General features: G+C 61.2%; 22 protein-coding genes and 1 pseudogene. 14 read left to right on the plus strand and 9 right to left on the minus strand.

Going from position 1 to position 22759, the window contains the following annotated elements; all coding sequences use genetic code 11:
- Nucleotides 1–65 precede the first annotated feature (65 nt).
- The 5 genes from nadE to H7E91_RS04095 all read right to left on the minus strand — a co-directional run bounded on the left by nadE (nt 66) and on the right by H7E91_RS04095 (nt 5420).
- The gene (gene nadE, locus H7E91_RS04075; protein WP_182353829.1) at nt 66–887 is read right to left on the minus strand and encodes an ammonia-dependent NAD(+) synthetase; all 822 of its coding nucleotides are present in this window, start codon (nt 885–887) and stop codon (nt 66–68) included.
- 186 nt (nt 888–1073) lie between these two features.
- A complete protein-coding gene (locus H7E91_RS04080) occupies nt 1074–1463 on the minus strand; it encodes an RNA-binding S4 domain-containing protein (protein WP_182353830.1) in 390 nt (129 codons plus the stop codon).
- Between the two features lie 106 nt (nt 1464–1569).
- Nucleotides 1570–2538, minus strand: coding sequence for a hypothetical protein (locus tag H7E91_RS04085; RefSeq protein ID WP_182353831.1), 969 nt, complete (start codon nt 2536–2538; stop codon nt 1570–1572).
- 133 nt (nt 2539–2671) lie between these two features.
- Nucleotides 2672–4846 (minus strand): acyl-CoA dehydrogenase family protein, encoded by a 2175-nt coding sequence (locus H7E91_RS04090; RefSeq protein ID WP_182353832.1) that lies wholly within the window; start codon nt 4844–4846, stop codon nt 2672–2674.
- Nucleotides 4803–5420 carry a TetR family transcriptional regulator gene (locus H7E91_RS04095; RefSeq protein ID WP_206680344.1) on the minus strand — a complete coding sequence of 206 codons (618 nt, stop codon included), beginning with the start codon at nt 5418–5420 and terminating at the stop codon, nt 4803–4805. The genes H7E91_RS04090 and H7E91_RS04095 overlap by 44 nt, the downstream gene beginning before the upstream one ends.
- 61 nt (nt 5421–5481) lie before the next feature.
- On the opposite strand from H7E91_RS04095, the gene H7E91_RS04100 reads away from it, so the two are divergent.
- From H7E91_RS04100 to H7E91_RS04155, 12 genes are all read left to right on the plus strand, one after another.
- Nucleotides 5482–6759, plus strand: a complete 1278-nt coding sequence (locus H7E91_RS04100; protein ID WP_338401723.1) for an acetyl-CoA C-acetyltransferase — start codon at nt 5482–5484, stop codon at nt 6757–6759.
- A 9-nt stretch (nt 6760–6768) separates the two neighbouring features.
- Nucleotides 6769–8106 carry a 3-oxoacyl-ACP reductase gene (locus H7E91_RS04105; RefSeq protein WP_182353835.1) on the plus strand — a complete coding sequence of 446 codons (1338 nt, stop codon included), beginning with the start codon at nt 6769–6771 and terminating at the stop codon, nt 8104–8106.
- Nucleotides 8107–8108: 2 nt separating this feature from the next.
- The gene (locus tag H7E91_RS04110; RefSeq protein WP_182353836.1) at nt 8109–8978 is read left to right on the plus strand and encodes a MaoC family dehydratase; all 870 of its coding nucleotides are present in this window, start codon (nt 8109–8111) and stop codon (nt 8976–8978) included.
- Nucleotides 8979–9039: 61 nt separating this feature from the next.
- On the plus strand, nt 9040–9549 hold the full coding sequence (locus tag H7E91_RS04115) for a PepSY domain-containing protein (RefSeq protein ID WP_182353837.1): 510 nt from the start codon (nt 9040–9042) through the stop codon (nt 9547–9549).
- 74 nt (nt 9550–9623) lie between these two features.
- On the plus strand, nt 9624–9968 hold the full coding sequence (locus tag H7E91_RS04120) for a winged helix-turn-helix transcriptional regulator (protein ID WP_182353838.1): 345 nt from the start codon (nt 9624–9626) through the stop codon (nt 9966–9968).
- A gap of 107 nt (nt 9969–10075) precedes the next feature.
- Nucleotides 10076–10744 carry a queuosine precursor transporter gene (locus H7E91_RS04125; RefSeq protein ID WP_182353839.1) on the plus strand — a complete coding sequence of 223 codons (669 nt, stop codon included), beginning with the start codon at nt 10076–10078 and terminating at the stop codon, nt 10742–10744.
- Nucleotides 10741–11973, plus strand: coding sequence for a tRNA guanosine(34) transglycosylase Tgt (gene tgt / locus H7E91_RS04130; protein ID WP_182353840.1), 1233 nt, complete (start codon nt 10741–10743; stop codon nt 11971–11973). The genes H7E91_RS04125 and tgt overlap by 4 nt, the downstream gene beginning before the upstream one ends.
- Before the next feature lie 60 nt (nt 11974–12033).
- The gene (locus tag H7E91_RS04135; protein ID WP_182353841.1) at nt 12034–12207 is read left to right on the plus strand and encodes a hypothetical protein; all 174 of its coding nucleotides are present in this window, start codon (nt 12034–12036) and stop codon (nt 12205–12207) included.
- 123 nt (nt 12208–12330) lie between these two features.
- Nucleotides 12331–13278, plus strand: a complete 948-nt coding sequence (locus tag H7E91_RS04140) for a DUF5996 family protein (RefSeq protein WP_182353842.1) — start codon at nt 12331–12333, stop codon at nt 13276–13278.
- A gap of 451 nt (nt 13279–13729) precedes the next feature.
- Entirely contained in the window at nt 13730–14269 is a 540-nt protein-coding gene (locus H7E91_RS04145) for a PadR family transcriptional regulator (RefSeq protein ID WP_182353843.1), read from the plus strand.
- Nucleotides 14270–14310: 41 nt separating this feature from the next.
- A complete protein-coding gene (locus tag H7E91_RS04150) occupies nt 14311–15996 on the plus strand; it encodes an ABC1 kinase family protein (RefSeq protein ID WP_182353844.1) in 1686 nt (561 codons plus the stop codon).
- A gap of 586 nt (nt 15997–16582) precedes the next feature.
- Nucleotides 16583–17560: an anaerobic C4-dicarboxylate transporter family protein gene (locus H7E91_RS04155; protein WP_206680345.1), complete on the plus strand. Its 978-nt coding sequence runs from the start codon at nt 16583–16585 to the stop codon at nt 17558–17560.
- Here the strand turns inward: H7E91_RS04155 and H7E91_RS04160 are convergent.
- Nucleotides 17522–18484 (minus strand): IS481 family transposase, encoded by a 963-nt coding sequence (locus H7E91_RS04160; RefSeq protein WP_182353846.1) that lies wholly within the window; start codon nt 18482–18484, stop codon nt 17522–17524. The two genes, H7E91_RS04155 and H7E91_RS04160, sit on opposite strands and share 39 nt — an antisense overlap.
- 108 nt (nt 18485–18592) lie before the next feature.
- Between H7E91_RS04160 and H7E91_RS12260 the strand changes: the two are divergent.
- Both H7E91_RS12260 and H7E91_RS12265 read left to right on the plus strand, forming a co-directional pair.
- Nucleotides 18593–18703: pseudogene (locus tag H7E91_RS12260) on the plus strand (anaerobic C4-dicarboxylate transporter family protein); the annotation flags it as partial.
- 78 nt (nt 18704–18781) lie between these two features.
- On the plus strand, nt 18782–18922 hold the full coding sequence (locus H7E91_RS12265; RefSeq protein WP_277814773.1) for a hypothetical protein: 141 nt from the start codon (nt 18782–18784) through the stop codon (nt 18920–18922).
- Between the two features lie 365 nt (nt 18923–19287).
- Here H7E91_RS12265 and H7E91_RS04170 read toward each other — a convergent pair whose 3' ends face one another.
- The 3 genes from H7E91_RS04170 to H7E91_RS04180 form a co-directional block, all read right to left on the minus strand.
- The gene (locus tag H7E91_RS04170) at nt 19288–20121 is read right to left on the minus strand and encodes an arylamine N-acetyltransferase family protein (RefSeq protein ID WP_182353847.1); all 834 of its coding nucleotides are present in this window, start codon (nt 20119–20121) and stop codon (nt 19288–19290) included.
- 535 nt (nt 20122–20656) lie between these two features.
- Nucleotides 20657–22042, minus strand: a complete 1386-nt coding sequence (locus H7E91_RS04175; protein WP_182353848.1) for a hypothetical protein — start codon at nt 22040–22042, stop codon at nt 20657–20659.
- Nucleotides 22039–22725 carry an ABC transporter ATP-binding protein gene (locus H7E91_RS04180; RefSeq protein ID WP_182353849.1) on the minus strand — a complete coding sequence of 229 codons (687 nt, stop codon included), beginning with the start codon at nt 22723–22725 and terminating at the stop codon, nt 22039–22041. The genes H7E91_RS04175 and H7E91_RS04180 overlap by 4 nt, the downstream gene beginning before the upstream one ends.
- Between the last annotated feature and the right edge of the window lie 34 nt (nt 22726–22759).

Raw genomic sequence — 22759 nt, forward strand, 5'->3', positions numbered from 1 at the left:
AATGTTAACTGAATCACTCCGTCGGTCAGAGTGAAACTCGCTCCACCCTGAGGCCGAGTCGGCGCTCATCGCCACCACGTGTCGGACGCGCCAACCGGCATCCGCCTCTTGTGGCGCGAGCGCTGGTAGTACCACTCGATCTTCTGTGCGGCAGCTGACGACACCTCGCGGCCCTCAAGGTAGTCATCGATATCGTCATAGGACAGTCCAAGCTCGTCCTCGTCGGTTCGGCCAGGATCATTGTCGAGCAGGTCCGCTGTTGGGACTTTGTTCCACAGGAACTCTGGTCCGCCGAGCTCTTGTGTCAGCAGTCGAACCTGGCGCTTGGTCAGTCCCGAGAGCGGCATAACATCGGCCCCACCGTCCCCAAATTTCGTGTAGAAGCCAGTGACCGCTTCCGCGGCTTGATCGGTGCCGATGACGAGCAGCCCGGCATCTCCCGCCACCGCATATTGCGCCATCATCCGTAAGCGGGCTTTCGCATTGCCCTTATTGAAGTCGGACATGCGGCTGTCCGCGCCGAGATCGTACTCTTTCTCGAAGGCGTCCACTGCCGGGCCGATGTTGAACGTTATACGACGGTCCGCGCCGATGAAGTCGAGGGCTGCCTGAGCATCCGCTTCGTCGTGCTGAACGTGGTGGGGGAGGCGGACCGCCACAAATTCGGCGGAGAGCCCCTGCTCCCGGGCCCGTTCGACAGCAAGTTGTCCGAGCCTGCCACCGAGCGTTGAATCAACGCCCCCTGAAATTCCGAGCACGTAGCCCCTGGCATTGGCGGCGATGAGGTAGTCGGTGAGGAACTCAACGCGTTGTTCGATCTCCTCGTGAGGATCGATCGTCGCTTTGACGCCGAGCTCGCCGATGATCTTCTTCTGGAGTTCACGCATGTCCGCAGACTACTACGCCGGTCTCGGCGGTGTCTGAGAAGGCGCGCGACCGTCCTGTGGATAACCTGTGGAGTTCGTGGGAATAACAACGTTTTCCTGTGGACAACTCAACTGGTTCTGGGGATGAAGCTGTGTGTAACGTCCGGAGGACTCTGGTCTTCAGGTGTTGACCAGCCAGCTCTCGGATCACTCGCCTAGACGGTCCCAGTTCGCGTCGATTCCACGGAGCCGATCGAGCTCGCGGCGCTCCTTCTTCGTTGGCCGGCCTGCGCCTCTGTCACGGTTGAAGAGGGGAGGGATGAACACCCGCGGACGCTCAGGGGTGCGGTCAATGTAGCATTCCTGAGCAAGAGGGGCACTCGTCCGCTTGAGGATAAGTCCCGTGACCTCGAGGATGCGGTCCATGCCCTCGATCCGCAGTCGCACCTCGTCTCCCACCTTGACCTTGTGGCTTGCCTTGACCGGGCTACCGTTGACGCGAACATGTCCGGCCCGGCAGGCGTTCGTTGCCAACGTCCGCGTCTTGAGTTGGCGGACGGCCCACAGCCACACATCGACTCTGACGCTCTCACTCATAGCGCCAGTCTACGTCCAGGACTGTGCGCGGCCACAGACGCGGGACAGCTCGAGGCAATCCCCGCTTCTGCTCAAGCATCTCCGCGTTGTTGGTGGTTGCGACTCGTCATGCTCGCTCGACGACGTCGGCCGTGAACCGGTCTGCCTCATCGTTGCTCGTGACGACGGCGATGTAGAACGTGTCCCCCATCCCCTGCCTGTACTGGCCAGGATTGCGATCGACGAGCCGGATCTTGTCTTCCCACCGCGCGCCGAGTTCCTGTGGGGTGTGCCGATAGTTCACGCCGTCACGCCGCGAGACGTAGGCGGCGATACGCTCTGTCGGCTCGCCGTGTTCAGTGTCAACTGACAGTCGGTCATCGAGGTTCGCGACCTCGGCTGCGTAAATCTGATACGTATCAATGTCGCCCGCGAAGTTGTACATGTCGAGCGTGAACGCCGGAGGCGCGCTCCTGGAGACGCGGACGATTCGCGGCGCCGCGCCCGGCGGAAACGCTACCTGGACGTGGAGGAAGGTGAGCCGCGCGTGAAGGGCTTCTGCGGCCCGGCGGCCAAGATCGACGACGATGGGAGGTAGCGGCGCCACGGTGCGGTAGGCGTATTCCCTTTCAGAGATCGAGGGCCAAGCCGTCACCCCCTCGAAGAGGACCTTTCGGTCGTGACTGATGATGGCATCCCACGAGTACACGGGTCCTGCCGAGTCACCGACAGGCAGGCCAAAGTCGGCGATGATCTGGAGCGAATGGCTGTCGGAGGCGCCCCATGCTATGCCGCTGATATTGAAGTCCCGGCGGAGCTTTGCGTCCTGGCTCAGCCAATAGCTGTTGTTTGATTCGAGGTGACCTGGCTTTCCAAACTTGTGGGCGATGAAGGCGACCGTGCGATAAACCGCATCGTAGTCATCCAATGTCGGCACCTGGTGGTAGTGGTGCAGATGAGATGTCAGGCGCGGGTCGAGCCCGCCGGCATGAGCATCACCGATACCCACGACCCGCACACCCGCGAGCGCGAGGTGTTCACACAGGTTGACATTGATGTGGGGGAAATCGGGAGAGATGAAGATAAACGTGCTCATATCGCCTCCGGTCGACTACCTCAATCCTATGTCGAGGCGTTGGCCGGAGGCGATGAGCCCGGGCCGAGAGGGGCCGTAGCGAGCTGTGCATCCTCATGCGCAAGGTGTTGGCCGCCCACCCGCATCCCGCCTGTCAGCTTACTTTGCGAGATGCTCGCTTGCTGGCAGACCTCCTCTTGTAAAGGATCTTCTCGTCGATTGGAGCATCGTTCGATGCTCGGTGGTGGCGATAGTAGTCCGCAGCCTGGGCCTGACGCTCGGCCTCCATTCCCGACGATATCGGGGCACGCCAATGCTCCTGGGTATAACCGAACGCGGCGACGAGGTCGAGCGCATGCGGCCTGATCTTTGTCAGCAGTCGGTTGATGTAGTCCGGAAGGGTACGCGCTCGGCCAAGGGAGAGGTGTCCGTTGATGAGATACCAGGACAGGTTCTTCTCAATCGTTGTGAGAGCGAAAAGGTCACGAAGCCGGACAAGGACAGCCCTCGTCTCGTCGTCTTCAATCTTGTCTAGGCCCTGGTTGAAGGCCGTCAGAAGGATGAGATCGACGTGGGCTTTCGCGGCCTCGATGAGCTCGATCTGGTGGGAGTTGACGAGTGCGGCAGCGTCCGCCTTCGGCATGTTTGGAGCTTGGCGAAGATTAAGGCTCAGCTCCTCCACCATCGTTTCCGCACGCGTCGACAGCAGATCGAGTTGAAGCTCGGGGTCGCGAAGCGATGCCGCGGTGCGGCGCACCGAGCCGAAGTCGGAGGCGGATTGCAGGAGACGTCGCCACGGGGTGTGACGGGTTGAGAACGTCTCGGCGCGGGAGGCGATGAACTTCGTGACATCACCCGCGTCCATCCCCTTGAGGGACTTCGCGTACTCGCCGAGCAGGCGCTTGCCGACGAGCTGAAGCAGCACGTGGTTGTCGCCCTCGAAAGTGGCGTAGACATCGAGGTCGTCATGAAGGCCGACGAGACGGTTTTCAGCCATGTACCCGGCACCGCCGCATGCCTCGCGGGACATCTGAATTGCCTCGAGAGCCAGCCATGTTGAGTTCGGCTTGAGGGCAGCTGCCATTGTCTCCAGGTCTTCACGGTTCTCTGCCGTATCGCCCTCGCCGCTGAAGACCTCGTGGAAAGCGTGGAGAAGATCTTCTTGGGCGAATGCAGCGGCGTATGTCCGTGCAAGAAGCGGGAACAGACGATGCTGGTGGAGCTGATAGTCGAGGAGCGTGACCTCGTTGACACCCGTGAAGTCTGCGAACTGGCGGCGCTGGCTGCCATAGGTGATGGCGATGCCGAGGGCGAGCTTGGCCGCGTTGTTCGCAGCCCCCGACAGTGATACGCGGCCCTGGACGAGGGTCGTCAGCATCGTGAAGAAGCGTCGGCCGGGCGATTCTATCGGGGAGGTGTACGTCCCATCCGCCGCGACGTCGCCGTAGCGGTTGAGAAGATTCGTGCGCGGCACCCTGACGTTGCTGAATGCAAGGCGGCCGTTGTCGATGCCGTTGAGGCCGCCCTTCTCCCCGTCATCTTCGACGCTGATGCCGGGCAGAACCTCTCCGTTGTCACGGACGGGCACATAGAAGCAGTGGACGCCGTGGTTGACGCCATTCGTGATGAGCTGGGCGAAGACAACCGCAGCGTGACCGTGGAGGGCCGCGTTGCCGAGATATTCCTTCGTGGCCGCACGGAATGGCGTGTTGATGACGAACTCCTCCGCTTCCTCGTCGTAGACCGCGGTGGTACCGACCGCGGATACGTCCGAGCCGTGCCCGATCTCCGTCATGGCGTAGATGCCGGGAATTTCGAGGCTCATTGTCTTCGCGAGCCACCGCTTGTGGTGCTCCTCCGTGCCGAGGTGAAGGATTGCGGAGGCGAAGAGGCCGAACTGGACGCCCGCCTTGATCTGGAGTGACGGATCCCCAGCGACAAGCTCCTCAAAGGCGGCGAGGTTGCCACCCGGGTCATTCATGCCACCGAGGGACTCCGGCAGCATCTGCGCCGACCAGTTCCGCTTGGCAAGCTCCTTGAGCCGTGCCAGCGTCAGCTCCCGGTGGTCGGTACGAGACATATCGAGCGGCCGGGCGAACATCGGATCGGCCGCAATCTCCCGACCCCAGGCCCGCATGTGGGCCCAGCGGCCATCGAGAACGCGGGTCAACCCTGGCACATCGATGCGGTGGACGTCGGTGACGTGAAGGTCGGACTCGGCTGGCGTTGCGTTGACGTGGTCAGCGGCGATGGGTCCAGCGGTGTTGGCCGCAACGTCCGCGCCGTCAGAAGTTTCCCCGGAGGGCACCGGGGGAATCGTTGTCGTCATAGATGACTCCCGAAAGGATAGAAGTAAGGATGAAGTCGGTGATTTGCTGTCTGTTCATGGTTCTGTCTGAATCCATCCACCACCGGAAGGCGGCGTTGACGAATCCGATGACTCCGGCTGACCAGGCGTGAAGCCGATCCTCGGGAAGCCGCCCCGCCATCGACTGAGCGACGAGATCCGCGCAGTCATCGAGGAACTGCGAGAGCCCCTCGGAGGGCTGGGTGACAAAGTTGTAGACGTTGACTGAACTGGCTGCCGCGTCGACGTACATCCGCACCATGGTGCAGATGGATTCCTCGGGCGTTGATCCGGCTCGCACCCCCTCGATGAGCCGGTCTCGCATACGGGTGAGGATCGATTCGCCGAGCGCCTGCTTAAGATCGTCCTTGTCCTGAAAGTATCTGTAGACAATCGACTTCGACGTGCCGCTCGCGGCCGCGATGGCCGCCATCGTCACGTCTGGCCCATCCGTGTGGATGAGCCGGCGAGCAACGTGGATGAGATCTGCTCGCCGCTGTTCGCGGTGATCAGCCCAGCGCGTAGTTCGCCTATCAGTCGGTGTGGTGGGGTTCACAAAACCGACGGTATCAGATACTCTCGGTTCTGCATACCTCGACTTCATGATCGGAGACCCCGTGAATCAACCACGCAGAGCGGCCATTGTCGGCGGCAACAGAATACCGTTCGCCCGCGCTGGCAAAGCCTATCGGAACGTCAGCAACCAGGACATGCTGACGGCGGCTCTCGACGGGCTGGTCGCCCGTTTCTCTCTCCAGGGAGAACTGCTCGGCGATGTCGCCGCAGGTGCGGTCCTCAAGCACGCGAAGGACTTCAACCTGACCCGGGAGGCGGTCATTGGATCCGCTCTCGACTCTCGTACGCCCGCCATCGATATGCAGCGCGCCTGCGCCACCGGTCTTGACGCCGTCGCTTTTGTCGCGAACAAGGTTGCTCTCGGCCAGATCGAGGTCGGCGTCGGCGGCGGTGTTGACTCGACATCGGATGCTCCTATCGAAGTGAGCAATAGCTTGCGGAGCATCCTCCATCGTGCGAATGCGGCACGGACGACGAAGGACCGGCTCAAAGCGCTCTCCGCTATCCGACCCGGCCATCTCAAGCCCTCCGCGCCGTTTGCCGCGGAGGTTCGCACTGGTCTCAACATGGGCCAGCACCAGGCGCTTTCGACGGAGCGCTGGAATGTCACCCGCGAGGAGCAGGACGAGATCGCCTTCGAGTCCCATAAGCGGCTCGCCGCAGCATATGACAGGGGCTTCTTCGATGACCTCATGACCGGGTACCAGGGTCTCGCGCGCGACGAGAACCTGCGTGAGTCGACCATGGAGAAGCTCGCCTCCCTCAAGCCGGCCTTCGGCGGCCCGGACGGGACGATGACGGCCGGCAACTCGACGCCGCTGTCCGACGGCGCCTCAACAGTGCTCATCGCATCCGAAGAATGGGCAGAGAAGTACGGCCATCAGCCACTCGCCTACATTCGCGATGTTCACACCCGGTCCGTCGACTTCACGTCCGGTGCGGACCTGCTGTCGGCACCGGCCTATGCCGCCCCGGAGATGCTGGCCCGCAACAATCTCAGCCTGGATGACATGGATTTTGTCGAGATTCACGAAGCGTTCGCTTCCACGGTCGTCATGATCCTCAAAGCGTGGGAGGACGAGGACTTTTCGAGGGCGGAACTCGGGCTCGACGGCGCCTTCGGCACCGTGCCGCGGGATCGGCTTAACGTCCACGGTTCCTCGCTCGCCGCTGGCCACCCGTTCGCGGCGACCGGCGGCCGCATCGTCGCCACGCTCGCAAAGACCCTCTACGAGGCTGGTCCCGGCAAGCTCGGGCTCATCTCGATCTGTGCTGCCGGTGGGCAGGGCACGGTTGCCCTCCTCGAATCCGCTCGCTGAAAGGCAATCATGAAGCTCGATTACACGACGTTTGTCCGCTCTGCTCCGGGCAGGTTTATCGCAGGGAAAACCGGCCTGCCACAGCCGACCGACCTGCCGCGCTTTGAGCAGAGGCCACAGCCTATCCTCAGCCCGGTCCTCGTCCTCGGTAGCTCCGATGCCGCCGAGGAGCTCGCCGAACAACTCCTCGCGTGGGGCGGGGATGTGCGGCGGCACGGCGATGATCTTGACAAGATTGGCACGATCGTCGTCGTTCTCGACGAGATCGCGGCCCCAACCGACACGGCTGACATCCTCCGCGGAATGCCAGCCGCCTTCAAGAAGATGAAGGTGGGAGGCCGTGTTGTCACGGTCTCCCGCACGTCCACGAGCGCCGACCCGGCGGTCAACGCCGCTAGAGCGGGCGTCGAGGGCTTCATCCGCACGCTCGCGAAGGAGGCCCGCTATGGCACGACCGCGAACGGAATCCTCGTCGACGATGGCGTGGCCTTAACTGAATCGTCCGTTATTGGCGCCCTCCGGTTCTTCCTCGCTGCGAAGTCTGCCTTCATCTCCGGTCAGACGTTGCGCGTGACTGCAGCCGGCGCGGGTGTCCCCAGCACATGGGAGGCTCACCTCCAGGGCAGGGCTGTCCTTGTCACCGGCGCCGCCCGCGGCATCGGTGCATCGATCGCGCGCACTCTAGCGCGCGACGGAGCGAAGGTCATCGTTCTCGATGTCCCCGCCGCCGGTAGTGCGCTCGCGGACCTCGCGAATGAGATCGGGGCAATCCCGATCCAGATGGATATCACGGCGCCGGATGCCGGCCAGCGCATCGTCGATGAGCTGACGAAGCGGGATCTTGTCCTCCACGCCCTTATCCACAACGCGGGAATCACGCGCGACAAGTACTACGTCAACATGGACGAGGAACGTTGGAACTCTGTCATCGATGTCAACATCGCCGCCCAGCTCCGCATCAACGATGCTCTGCTGGCCTCGGACCGTCTCGGTGACAGCTTCAGGCTCGTCTCGCTCGCCTCGACATCGGGGGTTGCTGGTAATGCTGGGCAGGCGAACTATGCCTACTCGAAGTCGGCCGTCATGGGCATGGTGGCGGCCCTCGCCCCCATCCTTGCCGAGCGCGGCGGCACCGCTAATGCAGTCGCACCCGGGTTCATTGAGACAGAGATGACGAAGAGGATCCCGCCGATTCAGCGGGAGATATTCCGCAGGTCAAACTCCCTCAAGCAAGGCGGATTGCCGATCGACGTGGCCGAGACGGTGTCGTTCCTCTGTAGCTTGCCAGCAGGCGGATACATCGGGCAGACGTTGCGTGTGTGCGGGCAGAATCTCGTGGGGCGCTGACCATGAGGATCACGCACGAGACACTGCCATCTTTCGCTTCGACCTTTGGGGCGGCCGCTCGCCAGGCGGTTCGCATGAAGGTGCGGCCGGTTCGAGCTGTATCCGTGCCGGACACGGAAGCCCACGCGAGCGTGACAGCGGATCCCGCAATCCATGCCGACTTCGTTCACCTCATTGGCGATACGGTTACGGATCACCTGCACCCAGGCTACGTTCACAACCTCGGATTCCCGCTCACGATGTCGCTCCTCGTGCGCAAAGAGTTCCCGCTGCCGCTACTCGGCATGATTCACCTGACGAACCATGTCAAGCAAACCCGGGGCATCGGACTGGAAGAGGAGATGGAGATGGTCGCGTCGATCAGCAATCCCCAGCCGCACTACGCCGGGACGACCCTCGACTCTGTCGTCCGGTTTCTCATCGGCCGCGCCGAGGTCATGGTCGATACAGCCCGTTACCTCGTCCGCGGCTCCGATCTCGGCGGACCGCGGCCAGCCAGGCCCGAGTGGGAGGAGTTCGCTCCCGGCACGGCGACCGCCCAGTGGCGGCTCGATGCTGACACTGGGAGGCGCTACGCGAAGGTATCGGGCGACGCGAACCCGATTCACCTCACGAAGCTCACGGCAAAGCCGTTCGGATTCAACAAGCCGATCGTCCACGGCATGTATTCCGCATCCCGCGCGTACTCGGCCACCGGTGTTGGAAACGACGGCCCGCGTGAATGGTTCGTCGAGTTCGAAGCACCGATCCCGCTACCTGGCACAGTCCAGTTTGCAACGACGCGGTCGAATGGCCGCATCGACTATTCGGGATGGCGAGCTCCACGAAGCGGAAAGCCTGCCCGGCGCCACTTCACTGGCTATGTCGAGTGACAATTCGGAGGAAAAAGCGAAGTTCTGTCTAACTTGCGTCAACTCTGGTTAGATTATCGGTATGTGGAAGTGGTGGGCTGCGGCAGCGCTGGTGCTGTCGATCGCGGGATGCGCGGCCACCGATGAGCCGTATGTCCCACCCACCGCAACCGCGGACCTCGACGCGACTCCGGGCCCGGTTAATGCTGAGATTTTCTCCGTCATTGAACGGGCCGAGTCCGCAGTCGGCGGTAGCGCTGTTGCTGTTGAGTCGCGGCTCCGCGCGTATACGGTTTCCGTTGTCGCTGATGGGGAGCTTACCGAAGTGACGTTCGTCGGCTCGGGGATCATCATGAATCCGATCGGTGATGCAGACAAGAAGCTGGAGTCGTTCCTCGAATCGAAGGTGGTCACGCTCGCCGATGCGATCGATGCAGCGGCGAACGCGTACCCCGGCAGGGTTGTCGCTGCCGAGATCGATCTCGAGGGCTCACCCAGCTATGTCGTCACTATCGAGTCCGACAACGAGACGATCCCAGTCACGGTGGACGCCTCGAGCGCGGAAGTCAGTATTCCGTCCGATTTGCCGTGATGGCCCGACGACGGTCAGCCCAGTCGCGACACTGGTCCTAAAAGCCTGGCTTGTGCCGTATATAGACTTGGTGCATGGCAAAAGAGGAACTTAAGAAGGGATGCCCCGACATCCCCCTCGCGGCCTGCAAGAAACTGGAGGAGATCCACTTCATCCTCGGCAAGCGCTGGACAGGACCGATCGTCGATACGCTCAGGCAGCGACCCGCGCACTTCAATGAGCTCTCCCGGGTGCTCGAGGTCTCCCGCCGCACGCTCTCTGCCAGGCTAAAGGAGCTCGTCTCCATCGGTGTTGTCGAGCGCACGGAGGACGACGGGGAGATCACGTACACTCTCACGCCCGCAGGGGAGGAGCTCCTGCCCTCACTTGACGTCATGCGTGAATGGGCGATCCGCCACCTTCATACCACTGGGGCGTAGTCCGCTACACTGTCTGTCGGAGTGGAGCGATCCACTCCGCGCGCGATGCGCGGATCACGGCGGTGGCAGCGCCGGATCATATCTGAAGTCGTTGTCCAGAGGTATCCATGTCTGCCCGTTTCGCACCCGTCCGCCGGGGTCCTTACGATCTCATCGTCGTTCTGTTTGTGTCGTTCCTCCTGTTGTCCAACATAGCGGCGACGAAACTTATCGAGATTGACGTTGCAGGCGCGACTCTTGTCTTCGACGGGGGCGCCATCCTCTTCCCCTTGACGTACATCCTTGGCGACGTCATATCCGAGGTGTACGGATTCAAGCCAGCGAAGCGTGCGATCTTACTCGGCATGGCGGTCTCGATTCTCGCGTCCCTCGTCTTCTACCTCGTCCAAATTGCCCCGCCCGCAGCCGATTACGACAACCAGGCGGCGTTCGAAGCTGTGCTCGGCTTTGTTCCACGTATCGTCGCAGCCTCCGTCATCGCCTACGCCGTCGGCCAGCTCATCAACGCGTGGGTTCTGGTCAAGATCAAAGAGAGGTACGGGGAGAAGAACCTGTGGGTCCGCCTCATCGGATCGACGCTTGTTGGCACAGCTGCCGATACAGCGATCTTCTGTGTCGTCGCGTGGGCAGGCGTCATGCCGGTTGCGACAATCTTCAATCTCATGATCGTCGGCTACGCCTATAAGGTTGCTGTCGAACTCATCCTTCTGCCAGTCACCTACCGCGTCGTCGCCATCGTGAAGCAGAGGGAACCGAACTACGAGGAGATCGCGTGACATTCACTGTCGAAGCCCGCCTGGACGGCCTCGGCCGGGCGGGAACCCTCACGACCCCGCACGGCGTCATCGAGACCCCGGCCTTCATCCCCGTCGGCACGAAAGCTACCGTCAAGGCGGTCCTTCCTGAGACGGTCAAGGAGCTCGGGGCGCAGGCGGTCCTCGCCAACGCATATCATCTATTCCTCCAGCCTGGCTCCGACATCGTTGACGCAGCAGGCGGACTCGGCCGATTCATGAACTGGCCGGGACCCACATTCACCGACTCCGGCGGGTTCCAGGTAATGAGTCTCGGGACCGGGTATCAGAAGGTCCTGTCCGAGCAGTTCGCGGGCAAGGGTCAGAAGGGCCGGGACGGATCGGACCTCGAAGTCGCTGAAAACAAGATTCGCCGCGCCCACGTGGACGACGATGGTGTGACCTTCCGGTCACACTTGGACGGGACTAAGCACCGCTTCACATCAGAGGTGTCCATGCGGATCCAGCACGAGCTCGGGGCCGACATCATCTTTGCCTTCGACGAGCTCACAACTCTTCTCAATTCCCGCTCGTACCAAGTTGAAGCCCTCGAGCGGACGCGGGAGTGGGCGGTGCGCTGCCTTATCTCCCACAAGAAGCTGACAGAAGAGCGGGCCGGTAAGCCCTATCAGCAACTGTTCGGCGTCATCCAGGGCGCTCAATATGAGGACCTGCGCCGGAAAGCGGCACGGGACCTTGGTGCGATGGAGGTGGATGGCCAGTCGTTCGACGGGTTCGGCATCGGCGGGGCGCTCGAGAAGGAAAACCTCGGCACGATTGTCGGGTGGGTGAGTGAGGAGCTTCCGGAGAACAAGGCGCGTCACCTGCTTGGCATCTCCGAACCAGACGACCTGTTCGCGGCTGTTGAGGCCGGCGCCGACACGTTCGACTGTGTTAATCCCTCCCGCGTGGCCCGCAATGCTGCGATTTATTCCCCGGACGGTCGGTTCAACGTCACCCGTTCAGAATTCAGGCGAAACTTCACCCCCCTCGTCGAGGACTGCGGTTGCTACACGTGCACCCATTACTCGAAGGCCTATCTCCACCACACGTTCAAGGCAAAGGAGATGATTTCTTCGACGCTCGCGACAATCCACAACGAGTACTACACCGTCCAGCTTGTTGATTCGATTCGACGTTCCATCATCGACGGCACATTCGACGACCTCAAGAGCGAGACCCTCGGTAGGTTTTACGCGAAGAAGGCATAAGAACCCGCCCGGGTGAAGCTCGACCGAATGAAAAAACGGGGGGGTAGTGTCCGATCCGAAGTGGGATTGTCTGTACTCATGGCGGCAGAAGACGAGATCGTTCTTCGGGTACCTGGGAGAGAACTCGTCGAGCGACTCTCGAAGTGCTTGATGTGGACTGCGATGAGAGAGTTGAACTGTCGCAACGTCGGCCAGGTCAACGTCGCACCCCAGTTGCGCATTCCGTTCGAGTAGCGTGAGAGCGTGCGGCAATAACCGGTGGCACGGAGCCGTGGCCGGAACTCTGCACGCTAACGACACCGAGGTCGCCCGGACCTCCTTTGAGACTTGGGCCGAATTTACGATGGGAGTTACGTCATGACGACGCAATCCAGATCCACCACCCCCGCATGGCCGAAACTGCGCGTAGAAGACTGGGGTCCCACACGCCAGACCCTCCACATGTGGACCCAGGTTGTCGGTAAGGTCCGGTTAGCTCACGCGCCGCTTCTCAATCACTGGTGGCAGGTGCCGCTATATGTCAGTCCACGTGGTCTGACGACGTCGTCGATCCCTTACGGCACGAGAATCTTCGATATCGAATTCGACTTTATTGAACACCGCTTGGTCATCCGTACCGACGACGGCGCGTCACGCCACGTGGCGCTTGAACCGAAGCCTGTGGCCCAGTTCTACACCGAGGTCATGCACGCTCTCGAGGAGCTGGACCTCCCAACACAGATCAGTGCCAGCCCCAACGAAGTAGATCCGGCGATCCCTTTCGAGCAGAACTACGACGACGCATCATACGACGCCGAAGCAGCTCATCTGTTCTGGCGGCAACTCGTCCAAGCCGACCGCGTCATTAATGAATTCCGCGCCCACTTCATCGGCAAGGTCAGCCCCGTGCACTTCTTCTGGGGCGCCTTCGACCTCGCGTGCACCCGCTTCTCCGGACGTACCGCTCCCACCCACCCGGGCGGCGCACCCAACTGCGGTGACTGGGTCATGGAGGAGGGATACTCCCGCGAACTGAGTAGCTGCGGATTCTGGCCCGGTGGTGGGGATGAGGGGGCGTTCTACGCCTACGCATATCCGGAACCGCAGGGTTTTGCCGACTATCCCATCAAGCCCGAGGGGGCGTTCTTCAGCAAGCAGGAGGGTGAATTCCTCCTGCCCTATGAGAAGGTGCGCACGGCGGCGGACCCCGACAAGACACTGATGGAGTTCCTCCACACGACGTATTCTGCGGCGGCCGACCTCGCCGACTGGGATCGGGCCGCGCTGGAGCAGGAGCCAACACGCTGGGACCACCTCCGGCGCTGAGCGACCCTCGTCGACGACCAGTGATTCGAAGGTCCGGTGTAGCGCATGGGTAAGAGGGGACCTGGGCCTCCGGCCATAGAGGAACAGTCCTACTCCAACCTGGCTCTGCGCTTCCCAACATGTGACGCTCGCGGGAGAGGGCTCTCCGGCGAGCCGCGTCCGGGATATTCGTCAGGGCGGGAGTTTGCTCTCGTATGAAGCGTGTCGATACTCGTCTCGTGCGCCGTTGTAGGGCAGGCGATGTCTCATGGGGGCGTGAATCTGTCGATGCCAACCTGAGGGTACCGACCGCACCTAAAAAAAGACGGGCACGCGATGTCTCACGACGCGACGACCGGGGATTGTCGTGTCATCAAATCTTCGATCCACTCTGGCAGTTGACGCTCTCGGGATGTTAGGCTTTCGAGAAAGATAACGATATATCGTTGCTCTATCGGAAGGGAATGAATCCATGTACGCGCACGACGAACAAATGAACTGGCGACAGCCCGGCTTCAAGCCATTTTTCGGAATGGCCCAGCAACTACAGGGCATGATGTCACCTCCAGCACAGCGGGCACGGCGCGGGGACGTACGTGCGGCAATCTTGCAACTGTTGCGTGAGGAGCCGATGCACGGTTATCAGATTATCGGCGAACTGACCGAACGCAGTGGTGGCGCCTGGAGTCCGTCCGCCGGGTCGGTTTATCCAACGCTCCAGCAACTCGCCGACGAAAGACTCGTGGTCGCCGAAACGGTCGGCGGGAAAAAGGTGTATCACCTGACGGACGCCGGTATCGCGGCTGCGGAGCGGTACGGGGAACGCCCGTCGCCCTGGGATGAAGCCGCCGACACACCGGTCAACGGGACCGGCTACCACCGTGCCGCCTATAGGCTGGTACAGGCGATCGTTCAGGTCGGCACCTCCGGTTCACCCCGGCAGATGGCGGCCGGGGTGGAGATTCTATCCGAAGCGAGGAAACGCCTCTACGCGTTGCTTGCTGAAGACTGAAGCGTTTCGCACAGTGCCGTGAGGCGATGACCGGGGGATAAATGACAGACGCTGACCTTCGCGCGCGTTACCGCAAAATCGTGTTTTTCTTCGCGCGTGTGGTCGCGAATTTCGTGTGGTGGGAGATCGTCCTGCGTCGCCTCGGCTTGGGCGCGTGGTCGAACCGGACACGTGCTAAGCGCGGACGCCGCACCGCCGTGCGATTTCGTCGCCTTGCGGTGTCGATGGGCGGGCTGATGATCAAGGTCGGGCAGTTTCTTTCTGCCCGGCTCGACGTCCTACCAAGAGAGATCACCCAGGAGTTGTCTGGGCTCCAGGATGAGGTACCGCCCGAACACTTTGAGGATTTGCGCCGAGTTGCCGATGCTGAGCTCCCGCACCCCCTCGAGGAACAGTTTGCTTGGGTCTCCGAGACGCCGCTTGCGGCGGCCTCGCTCGGCCAGGTCCATCGTGCCAGACTCCACCCGCACGACGCGGCCGAGTATGGATTCACCGACGTTGTCGTGAAAGTGCAGCGGCCCAACATTCGCGAGATCGTCGAAACTGATCTTGCTGCTCTGCGGCGGGTCGGCGGGTGGATGCAGCGGTACCGGCCAATCCGTGAACGGGCGGATGCGCCGGCCCTCGTCGAGGAATTCGCGGCAACGACCTTACAAGAAATTGACTACCTTGCAGAAGCAAGCAATGCGGAGACGTTCGCCGCGAACTTTTCGCACAACCCGCAGGTTTCTGTGCCTTCTGTCGTATGGGACCTAACTGGGCGTCGTGTGCTCACTCTCGAAGACGTTTCAGCAATCAAGCTGGGGGACAACGATGCGATCACCGCGGCGGGCGTCGACCGCGCTGAGGTCGCGAAGGTCCTTGCCGACACCTACCTCCAACAAATCCTCACCGACGGGTTTTTCCACGCAGACCCGCACCCGGGCAACCTGTTCGTTACCCCGTGCAGTGAGGCAGGTCCGGGAGAGCCTAAGTGGATCCTGACATTCATCGATTTCGGCATGATTGGCCGCGTGCCGGAAAATTTGCGAAGCGGATTGAGGGAGTTGCTCATCGGGGTCGGTCTTCGCGACAGCTCTCGTATGCTTGCTGGTTTGAAAGATCTCGACGTGCTACTACCCACCGCGGATCTGGCAAAGATCGAAGAGGCGGCGGAAAAAGTTTTTGAACGGTTCGCGGGGCTGCGCATGGATGAACTGCAGCAGATTCCCGAAGAGGAGATGGTGCGCTTCGCACTACAGTTCCGCGAGCTACTTTTCGAGTTGCCTTTCCAAATCCCGGAGGATCTCCTACTTCTGGGACGCTCGATCGGCATCCTGTCCGGGATTTGCACAGGCCTTGACCCGGAGTTCGACGTGTGGGCGACGATCACGCCATACGCGACTCAGCTTTTGAAAGATGAGCGTGAGAGCACGCCGCAGACGATCGTCAACGAGGTGATGACACTCGGGAAAGTCGCCCTCGGCCTGCCCCGGCGCGCTGACACGGTCCTCCGACTTGCTGAGCGCGGCGAGCTCAGGGTCGCAACACCGGTCTTGTCCGCGCAGATGCGCCAGCTGCAACGATCGGCAATACGTATCAAGTCAGCCATCATTTTCGCTGCGCTTCTTGTTGCCGGAGCGGTGCTCTCGACGCCGGAGCCCGTCGTCGGGTGGGTCCTCATGGGGCTCTCCGTCATTCCGTTGGTCGCCTCGTTCTTCGGCGGTAGGCGTGGAACCATCACGTGATCAGGGTCCCTTCGATACACGCCTCAGACTGTCAAGGACGGCGATAAGGGGGTATTCTCCTCGTCCGACAGGTCCCCGCGCGAGCTTGTCGGAGATCCGCGATGCGCACAGCGAACCATACTCTGGCGACCGTGCCAGGGGTAGATGTTCCACACAGAAATTCATCCCCGGACCGTCGTGACGTCAAGCCTGAGAACTGGACTCAGGTAGGGTAGGCGACCTTCATCGACGTCGCTGGATCCTGTTGAGACCCGTGCACTAAGTGATATCGGTTGTGAAAGGCCCGTTGCTATCGCGCCAAGTCCGTCACCTGAATGAGGAACTTGATGCTTCTAACGGCCGAGCACCTGCGACCAGCTCGCTCCCGCACGCCATGGGGTTGATGATCACCACTCAACTCGTACCGCATCTGCACTGAATTCTGCAGAGCTCGCTGTGTACTTCTCCGTCGCGCGTGTGCGATTGCACCATAGGGCCGTAGACTCGCGGGGAAGCGAAGGGGATGCCTTGCAAAAGTTAACCGCTAGGCCTACTCACACTCTCGACAGAAGGATGAGACGTTTTGGTCTGGATACATCTACTCATCGTGTTGCTAGCAATCTTTCTGGGTGCCCGCTATGGCTCCATAGCGATCGGGTTTGCGGGAGGCTTGGGTGTCATCTTCCTTGGGATCACCGGTGCTTCCGTTACTCAGGACGATATTCCTTTTGATGTCATTGGAATCATCATGTCCGTCATCGCTGCTATCGCCGCGATGCAAGCTGCGGGCGGTATGGATTGGCTTGTCTCGTTGACGGACCGTTTGCTCCGCAAGAATCCGAAACGCATCACTCAATTGGCGCCGGCAGTCACGTACTTCCTTACGCTGTTCGCGGGCACGGGGCACACCGCATTTGCTGCGTTGCCTGTGATCGCCGAAGTGGCGAAGGAAAATAAGATCCGCCCATCTCGTCCGCTCTCCATCTCCGTCGTGGCGTCCCAGATGGCGATCACGGCGAGCCCGATATCGGCAGCCGTTGTTTTCATGGCGTCAATCCTGGAGCCGATGGGTGTGGGGTACCTCACCCTGCTGAGCATCTCCATTCCTTCAACATTCCTCGCTGTCATGTTGACGAGTTTCTTGGTCAACTTCCTCGGCAAGCCGCTCGAACAGGATCCCGTTTATCAAGAACGGATGGCGCGAGGACTGGTTCAGTTCAGAGGTGCGCACGAGTACGTCGGCAAGAAGGGTGCGAAAACGTCGGTGTTCATCTTCCTGGCGGCCATCATTTTGGTCGTGGTGTACGCAGCGTCGATTTCAGAGAATCTGCAGCTCATTGAGGATCCGACACTCCCTCGGAACGAGGCCATCATGTCGATCATGTTGGCGACCGCAATGGTGATCACCATCGTCACCAAGATCAAGCCTGCCGTCATTCTCAATATGCAGACCTTTAAGTCTGGAATGTCGGCTTCAGTTTGTGTTTTGGGTGTTGCCTGGTTGGGTACGACATTCGTCAATGAGCATATTGAGAGAATAGAAGCGCTAGCTGTAGTTCCTAGTGAGGTTGTGAACGCGGTCTGAGGGAGTCTGTCCTGCGATTCCGGTGTGGGGTCGGTGATGATTGTAGTGGTGGAGCCAGGTGCTGTATGTTGCGGCCCTGGCCTCGTCGCTTTCGTATAGCTGGGTGTAGGCCCACTCGGTGGCGAGAGTGCGGTTGAATCGTTCGACTTTCCCGTTGGTCTGGGGCCGATACGGCCGGGTTCGACGATGTTTCACTTGTGGTCCGAGCGCGGCTGCGAACGCTCGGGAGCGGTAACAGGACCCGTTATCGGTCATCACCGCCGCAACGGTCACTCCGGCCTGGGCGAAGAACATGCGCGCTCGGTGCCAGAACGCGGCTGCTGTCTCTTTCTTCTCGTCGGCAAGGATCTCGGAGTAGGCCAGGCGTGAGTAGTCATCGACCGCGTGATGCAAGAACGCGTAACCCACTCCATGGCGACGGTTACGCTTGCCGTTGGCGCGTCCGAGCATGCGATGTCCACCACCGTCAGGGATACGGCCGAGTTTCTTGATGTCGACATGCACGAGCTCGCCCGGACGCCGTTTCTCGTAGCGCACGGGTCGAGGCTTACGGACCGGCAGCCCTGTTGCTTGATCGACATGCGCCAGCAGCGGCATCCGGTACCGGGCAAGGACGCGTTCGATCGTGGACCGCGGTATACCCAGGTGGTAGCTGATCCGGTGCGGACCCCACCGGCGGGTGAACCGCAGGCTGATAACACGATGCTCGCGCCGCTTCGCAAGCCTCATGGGTGAGTGATGCGGGCGCGAGGAACGATCCACGAGAGGTTCACCCGCGCGGTATCGGGACGCCCATTTCGACGCGGTTGCAGGCGAAACCTGGAACCGCTCCGCTGCGCGTCGGATCGACCATCCCTGATCGACAATCAGAGAAGCCAGGCGCTGCCTGCCCACAGGTGTCAATGGTGCGTTAGCGTGGGACATGAAGACCTCCGGTTACTGGATGCGAGCGTGGTAACCCACATCCTGCCGGAGGTCTTCATCTAACTCGAGCGTTCACAACCTCCCGAGGAACTACAGCTAGCGGGCAATACGCTGGAGAACTATCCCTGGACTCTCGCGATCGTTTTGTTCTTCGCAGCAGCACTCCTCTACTCGCAGGCAGCGACAACCAAAGCACTCATGCCAGTGGCACTCACACTTGGAGTTGGCCCGCTGGGTGCTATCGCTGCATTCCCCGCAGTTTCTGCCTTGTTTGTGCTCCCGACATACCCCACGTTGTTGGCTGCAGTGGAGATGGATGACACCGGATCGACGCGAGTGGGGAAAGCCGTCTTCAACCATCCGTTCATGATCCCCGGGATTGTCAACATTGCTCTCGCCGTTGCTCTGGGATTCTTCTTCGGCAGTCTCATTTTGTAAGGGTCTCGATGATGAGTCCGATTCGTGAAGCGTGAACATGTCGGTGCTCACCACTGCGGCGTGGGGAGCGGGCCAGATGTGGAAGGTCGATCACGGAACGTCAAGGTGAGAGCTGATCCTATGCGGACCCCTCCAGCGAGTAATCCGCAATGGGTGGATGTGTCTGTCTCGTTTGTCAGGCAGTCCTGTGGGGCGGAGCTTCGGTACTGTCTGCGTGATCCAGGCGGCTATCTCACCAAACTACGGGGATGCTCGAGGAGATTTTGCGGATAAACGGGACGACGAGCACACGAATACGGCTAGGTGCTGCATGCGTGCCGCTGGCGGGTACTCGGACTGAGTACGACGGACCTCGTTTCTACCGATCAGTGTGAACGGAGTTCGCGAAGCCGCTCTTCCAGCGCGCGAGCAGTCGCGGTGTCGAGGGTTATCCCGAGGTCAGCGACGGCATCAATGACTTGTACGACTGTGAGATCTTCGCGCTCCGTCTCTCGGTTAGGCCGGCGGATCGTGCGACCACTGCTTGTGATCGTCACATGCCCCTCCTCAGTGAAGCGGCTGACAATGAGCATCGTCTGGAACGGGCCAGCACCGGCTAAAGTCGAGGTGACATGGTGGCCACTGCGGACATCGGCAGGAACAACCGGCAAGAGGTCGGTGACGTGCAGGATATTGTCATCTCGCCGTAGCACCCAATGCTCGATGCCTTCGTCTTTGACGATGCGGCGGATCTCGAGTGCGCCAAAGAACTCGTCGCGTCGCGCACAGTCCTCGCGGGGGATCGGGCCTGTCAGGGACAAGCCAAAGCCCGGGTCCATCATCCAGCGTCGCCCATCGAGCTCGACGTCAAGGGTCATGTGGGTGCGCTGGTTCTCGGGCGAGCGTACTCGGCCGAGCCGACGGCGCACTAAGAAACCGAGCCGTTCGAGGACGCCAGCCATGAGCTGAACGTGCTCGAAGCAGTAGCCCCCGCGACCCTCCCGCATCATGCGACGGGCGACGGACTCTGGTTCCACGCCGGGATGTCTGCCGAGCAGCACGTCGAGGTTGCTGAAGGGGAAGGTCATGACATGGCCGAGGTGGATGCGCTCGAGGACATCCACACTGGGTTCGGTCGTCTCGACACCGATGAGCTCGAGGTAGAGGTCGGGATCGTAGGCGCCGATTCCCCAGTCGCTCATGTGCGGTGTGGCGGACATGAGCGGTTCTCCTCCTTAGTCACAGCATGACGGGGCGGCCAAGACTGTGGTCACGGTGGGTATCGGGCCCGAGTTGGTCGGCCAGCCGCGCCACCGAACTGCCTATCATCCCCTCTTCAGAGTGTAGGGTAGCTCGCTCTAACGGGGCGGCCGCGGGTATCGCCGGATCCGGAAAATGAGGGGCGGCAGGACGGCAGTATGAACATGGCCTCCTCCTCATCCCTGATACCGTGACGATGGGGCAGCGCCCGATAGCTAAAGCCGCTACGCAAGGGCCGATACTCGGCGCGACAGGGGCCGTTTGTGGAAAGTATTGCCTCTACGCAGGCTGAATGACGTCGCGACCGAGCGACGACGCTTGTCACGGGCGTAGCTTCCTCGCACGGGTTGTCATCCCTCTCGTCGAACCCGGCAAGCAGGGCGAGCTCCCTTTCGATTTCATCAAGGCTTTGAGGACTCCTCCAGCTCGAGACCCATCGTCAGACCGCCGCACTTGTCTCCGCTAGGTGGCTGCTAGGGGTTGCCCCTCAGCGATTTAGTCGTTGCGCCGATAGTCAGAGGTGAGGATCCTTGTTTCGATCGGTTGCGATGCGCTCGCGGCGACGAGACACAGGATCAGGCCGAAAATCACAGTGCCAATGAGGACCGGTATCCTCGTGAACTCGAAGCTCAGGTCCGGTGTGTTGGCGACCATCGCCTGCATCGTGAGGAACCCGAGCGGGATGACGATACCGAACGTCACCGTGACGGGCAGAAGGACTTGACCATGGCGCGCGCGATTGAGCACGCTGCGCGGGGTCCCCATCCTCGAGAGCGCAACGGTCTGATCGGCCCGGTCAACCGCGAATGCGGCCTGGTTGATAAGGGTGGACGTCGCGGCGACGATAAGGCCGATGACAAGTGTGACCAGAGCGCCCGTTCCGATGTCCTTCAGCTGAAGATTAGTCAGAGGGTCGTCGGGCACCTCCGGAATGCCTGACACGAATGCTGCGATAAACCCGATGAAAGCCAGTGCGGAGATGTTTCGCCACGCATCGCGGGGCTGGGAGATGAGCCGACGTGACGCCAACAGGGTTGAGGGGCTCGACGCTCGAGTGAACGGCCGCGCGACAAGCTGGATGATCCAGGGACCGATGAGATTGACGGTGAAGAGGATGACAATAAGCATCCCGGAGATTGTCGCGATGAGAATCGCATCCGATTCGCGCAGATTGAACGCTCGGGACACGACGATAAAGGCCACGACGGCGGCAACAAACGCGATAACTCGCCAGAACTTGAGGGCTTTCGGTGTCTCTCGGTGGGCGACACCGAGGGGGCTGATGACAACCCGTTGTAAACCGATCGCCGTTGACAATCCGGACAGGGCAACGATGAGAACGATGACGGCGCCGTTGGCCCAGAGGGGTCCAACCATCTCCCCGGACGAGAGCGGTTGACCTTGGAAGGACACAAACTGCCACAAGGGCAGGCTGAGCAGGAACAGCATCGTTCCCAGCGCAGCGCCAGCAAGAGTGAGGACGATAGATTCGATCACTGACATGAGGACGACTTCGCCGCCAGTCATGCCGATGAGGCGAAGCGACGCGAGTCGACGGGCTCGGCCCGACGCACCGAGCCGCGCCGCGCCGCCTCCGAGACCAAAGATCGGTACGACAAGGATTGCAGAGGCGACGGCAGCAAGATAAACATACGTCTCGGCAAACTCCCTCGCGGTCCTGTTACCGTACTCGCTGAGGGTCGCGACATCGACGAGCGCCTGCGGTGGGCTGGCCATCCGGTCGACAAACATGCTCGTCCCGCCAGTGACGGTGAGTGCGAGCAAGGTCGTGACAGCGAAGGCGGTGACAGCGAGAACATCGAGTCCAGAGCGGTTGGTCTTGATCCGCGACAGCGCAAGTCGCGAGGACAGTGCGATCATTGGCCCACACCCAGCTTCCGATCATCGTGGACAACCGCGTCCCTGATCTCAACGAGCCGGTTGCACCACTTCGCGACCTCCATATCGTGCGTGACGACGATGAGAGATGCGCCCGACATGCGGCAGACCGTCGTGAGGATCTGCATGACCTCATGGCCGGTCGCCTGATCGAGGGCGCCCGTCGGCTCATCTGCGAAAACAACGGCCGGGTGATGAACGAGGGAGCGGGCGATGGCGACCCGCTGGGCCTGTCCACCCGACATCTCGCCAGGCTTCCTCGACTCCATTCCCGACAGTCCGAGGCGGTCAAGCCACCGCGTGGCCTCTCGGAGAGCTTTCGACCGCTTCCACCCGGCGAGGAGCAGTGGGAAGGCGACATTCTCAGCCGCGCTAAGTTCATCGACAAGCTGTCCGTCCTGGAAAACGAAGCCGAACCGCTCCCGTCGCAGACGGGACCGGGCGCTGTCACGAAGCCCAGTGATGTCCACCGGTCGCAGCCAGACCGTTCCCGAATCTGGGCGCAAGATTCCGGAAAGGACATGGAGGAGAGTGGACTTTCCTGAACCGGACGGACCCATGATCGCCACGGACTCACCGGGCTCGACAGTGATCGAGACATCGGCGAGCGCGCTCACCGGGCCATATGTCTTGACGAGGTGCGTCGACCTCAAAGTTTCTTTCATGGCCACAATTCCACTCGCACGTCACGCTGGGCAC

Origin of the sequence: Flaviflexus huanghaiensis, from assembly GCF_014118685.1 — a bacterium.
GTDB classification, from domain to species: Bacteria; Actinomycetota; Actinomycetes; order Actinomycetales; family Actinomycetaceae; genus Flaviflexus; species Flaviflexus huanghaiensis.

Excerpts from the sequence above, each read along its gene's own strand:
- nadE (WP_182353829.1), bottom strand. The coding sequence starts at position 887 with ATGCGTGAACTCCAGAAGAAGATCATCGGCGAGCTCGGCGTCAAAGCG.
- H7E91_RS04080 (WP_182353830.1), bottom strand. The coding sequence starts at position 1,463 with ATGAGTGAGAGCGTCAGAGTCGATGTGTGGCTGTGGGCCGTCCGCCAA.
- H7E91_RS04085 (WP_182353831.1), bottom strand. The coding sequence starts at position 2,538 with ATGAGCACGTTTATCTTCATCTCTCCCGATTTCCCCCACATCAATGTC.
- H7E91_RS04090 (WP_182353832.1), bottom strand. The coding sequence starts at position 4,846 with ATGACGACAACGATTCCCCCGGTGCCCTCCGGGGAAACTTCTGACGGC.
- H7E91_RS04105 (WP_182353835.1), top strand. The coding sequence starts at position 6,769 with ATGAAGCTCGATTACACGACGTTTGTCCGCTCTGCTCCGGGCAGGTTT.
- H7E91_RS04110 (WP_182353836.1), top strand. The coding sequence starts at position 8,109 with ATGAGGATCACGCACGAGACACTGCCATCTTTCGCTTCGACCTTTGGG.
- H7E91_RS04115 (WP_182353837.1), top strand. The coding sequence starts at position 9,040 with ATGTGGAAGTGGTGGGCTGCGGCAGCGCTGGTGCTGTCGATCGCGGGA.
- H7E91_RS04120 (WP_182353838.1), top strand. The coding sequence starts at position 9,624 with ATGGCAAAAGAGGAACTTAAGAAGGGATGCCCCGACATCCCCCTCGCG.
- H7E91_RS04125 (WP_182353839.1), top strand. The coding sequence starts at position 10,076 with ATGTCTGCCCGTTTCGCACCCGTCCGCCGGGGTCCTTACGATCTCATC.
- H7E91_RS04140 (WP_182353842.1), top strand. The coding sequence starts at position 12,331 with ATGACGACGCAATCCAGATCCACCACCCCCGCATGGCCGAAACTGCGC.
- H7E91_RS04145 (WP_182353843.1), top strand. The coding sequence starts at position 13,730 with ATGTACGCGCACGACGAACAAATGAACTGGCGACAGCCCGGCTTCAAG.
- H7E91_RS04150 (WP_182353844.1), top strand. The coding sequence starts at position 14,311 with ATGACAGACGCTGACCTTCGCGCGCGTTACCGCAAAATCGTGTTTTTC.
- H7E91_RS04160 (WP_182353846.1), bottom strand. The coding sequence starts at position 18,484 with ATGTCCCACGCTAACGCACCATTGACACCTGTGGGCAGGCAGCGCCTG.
- H7E91_RS04170 (WP_182353847.1), bottom strand. The coding sequence starts at position 20,121 with ATGTCCGCCACACCGCACATGAGCGACTGGGGAATCGGCGCCTACGAT.
- H7E91_RS04175 (WP_182353848.1), bottom strand. The coding sequence starts at position 22,042 with ATGATCGCACTGTCCTCGCGACTTGCGCTGTCGCGGATCAAGACCAAC.
- H7E91_RS04180 (WP_182353849.1), bottom strand. The coding sequence starts at position 22,725 with ATGAAAGAAACTTTGAGGTCGACGCACCTCGTCAAGACATATGGCCCG.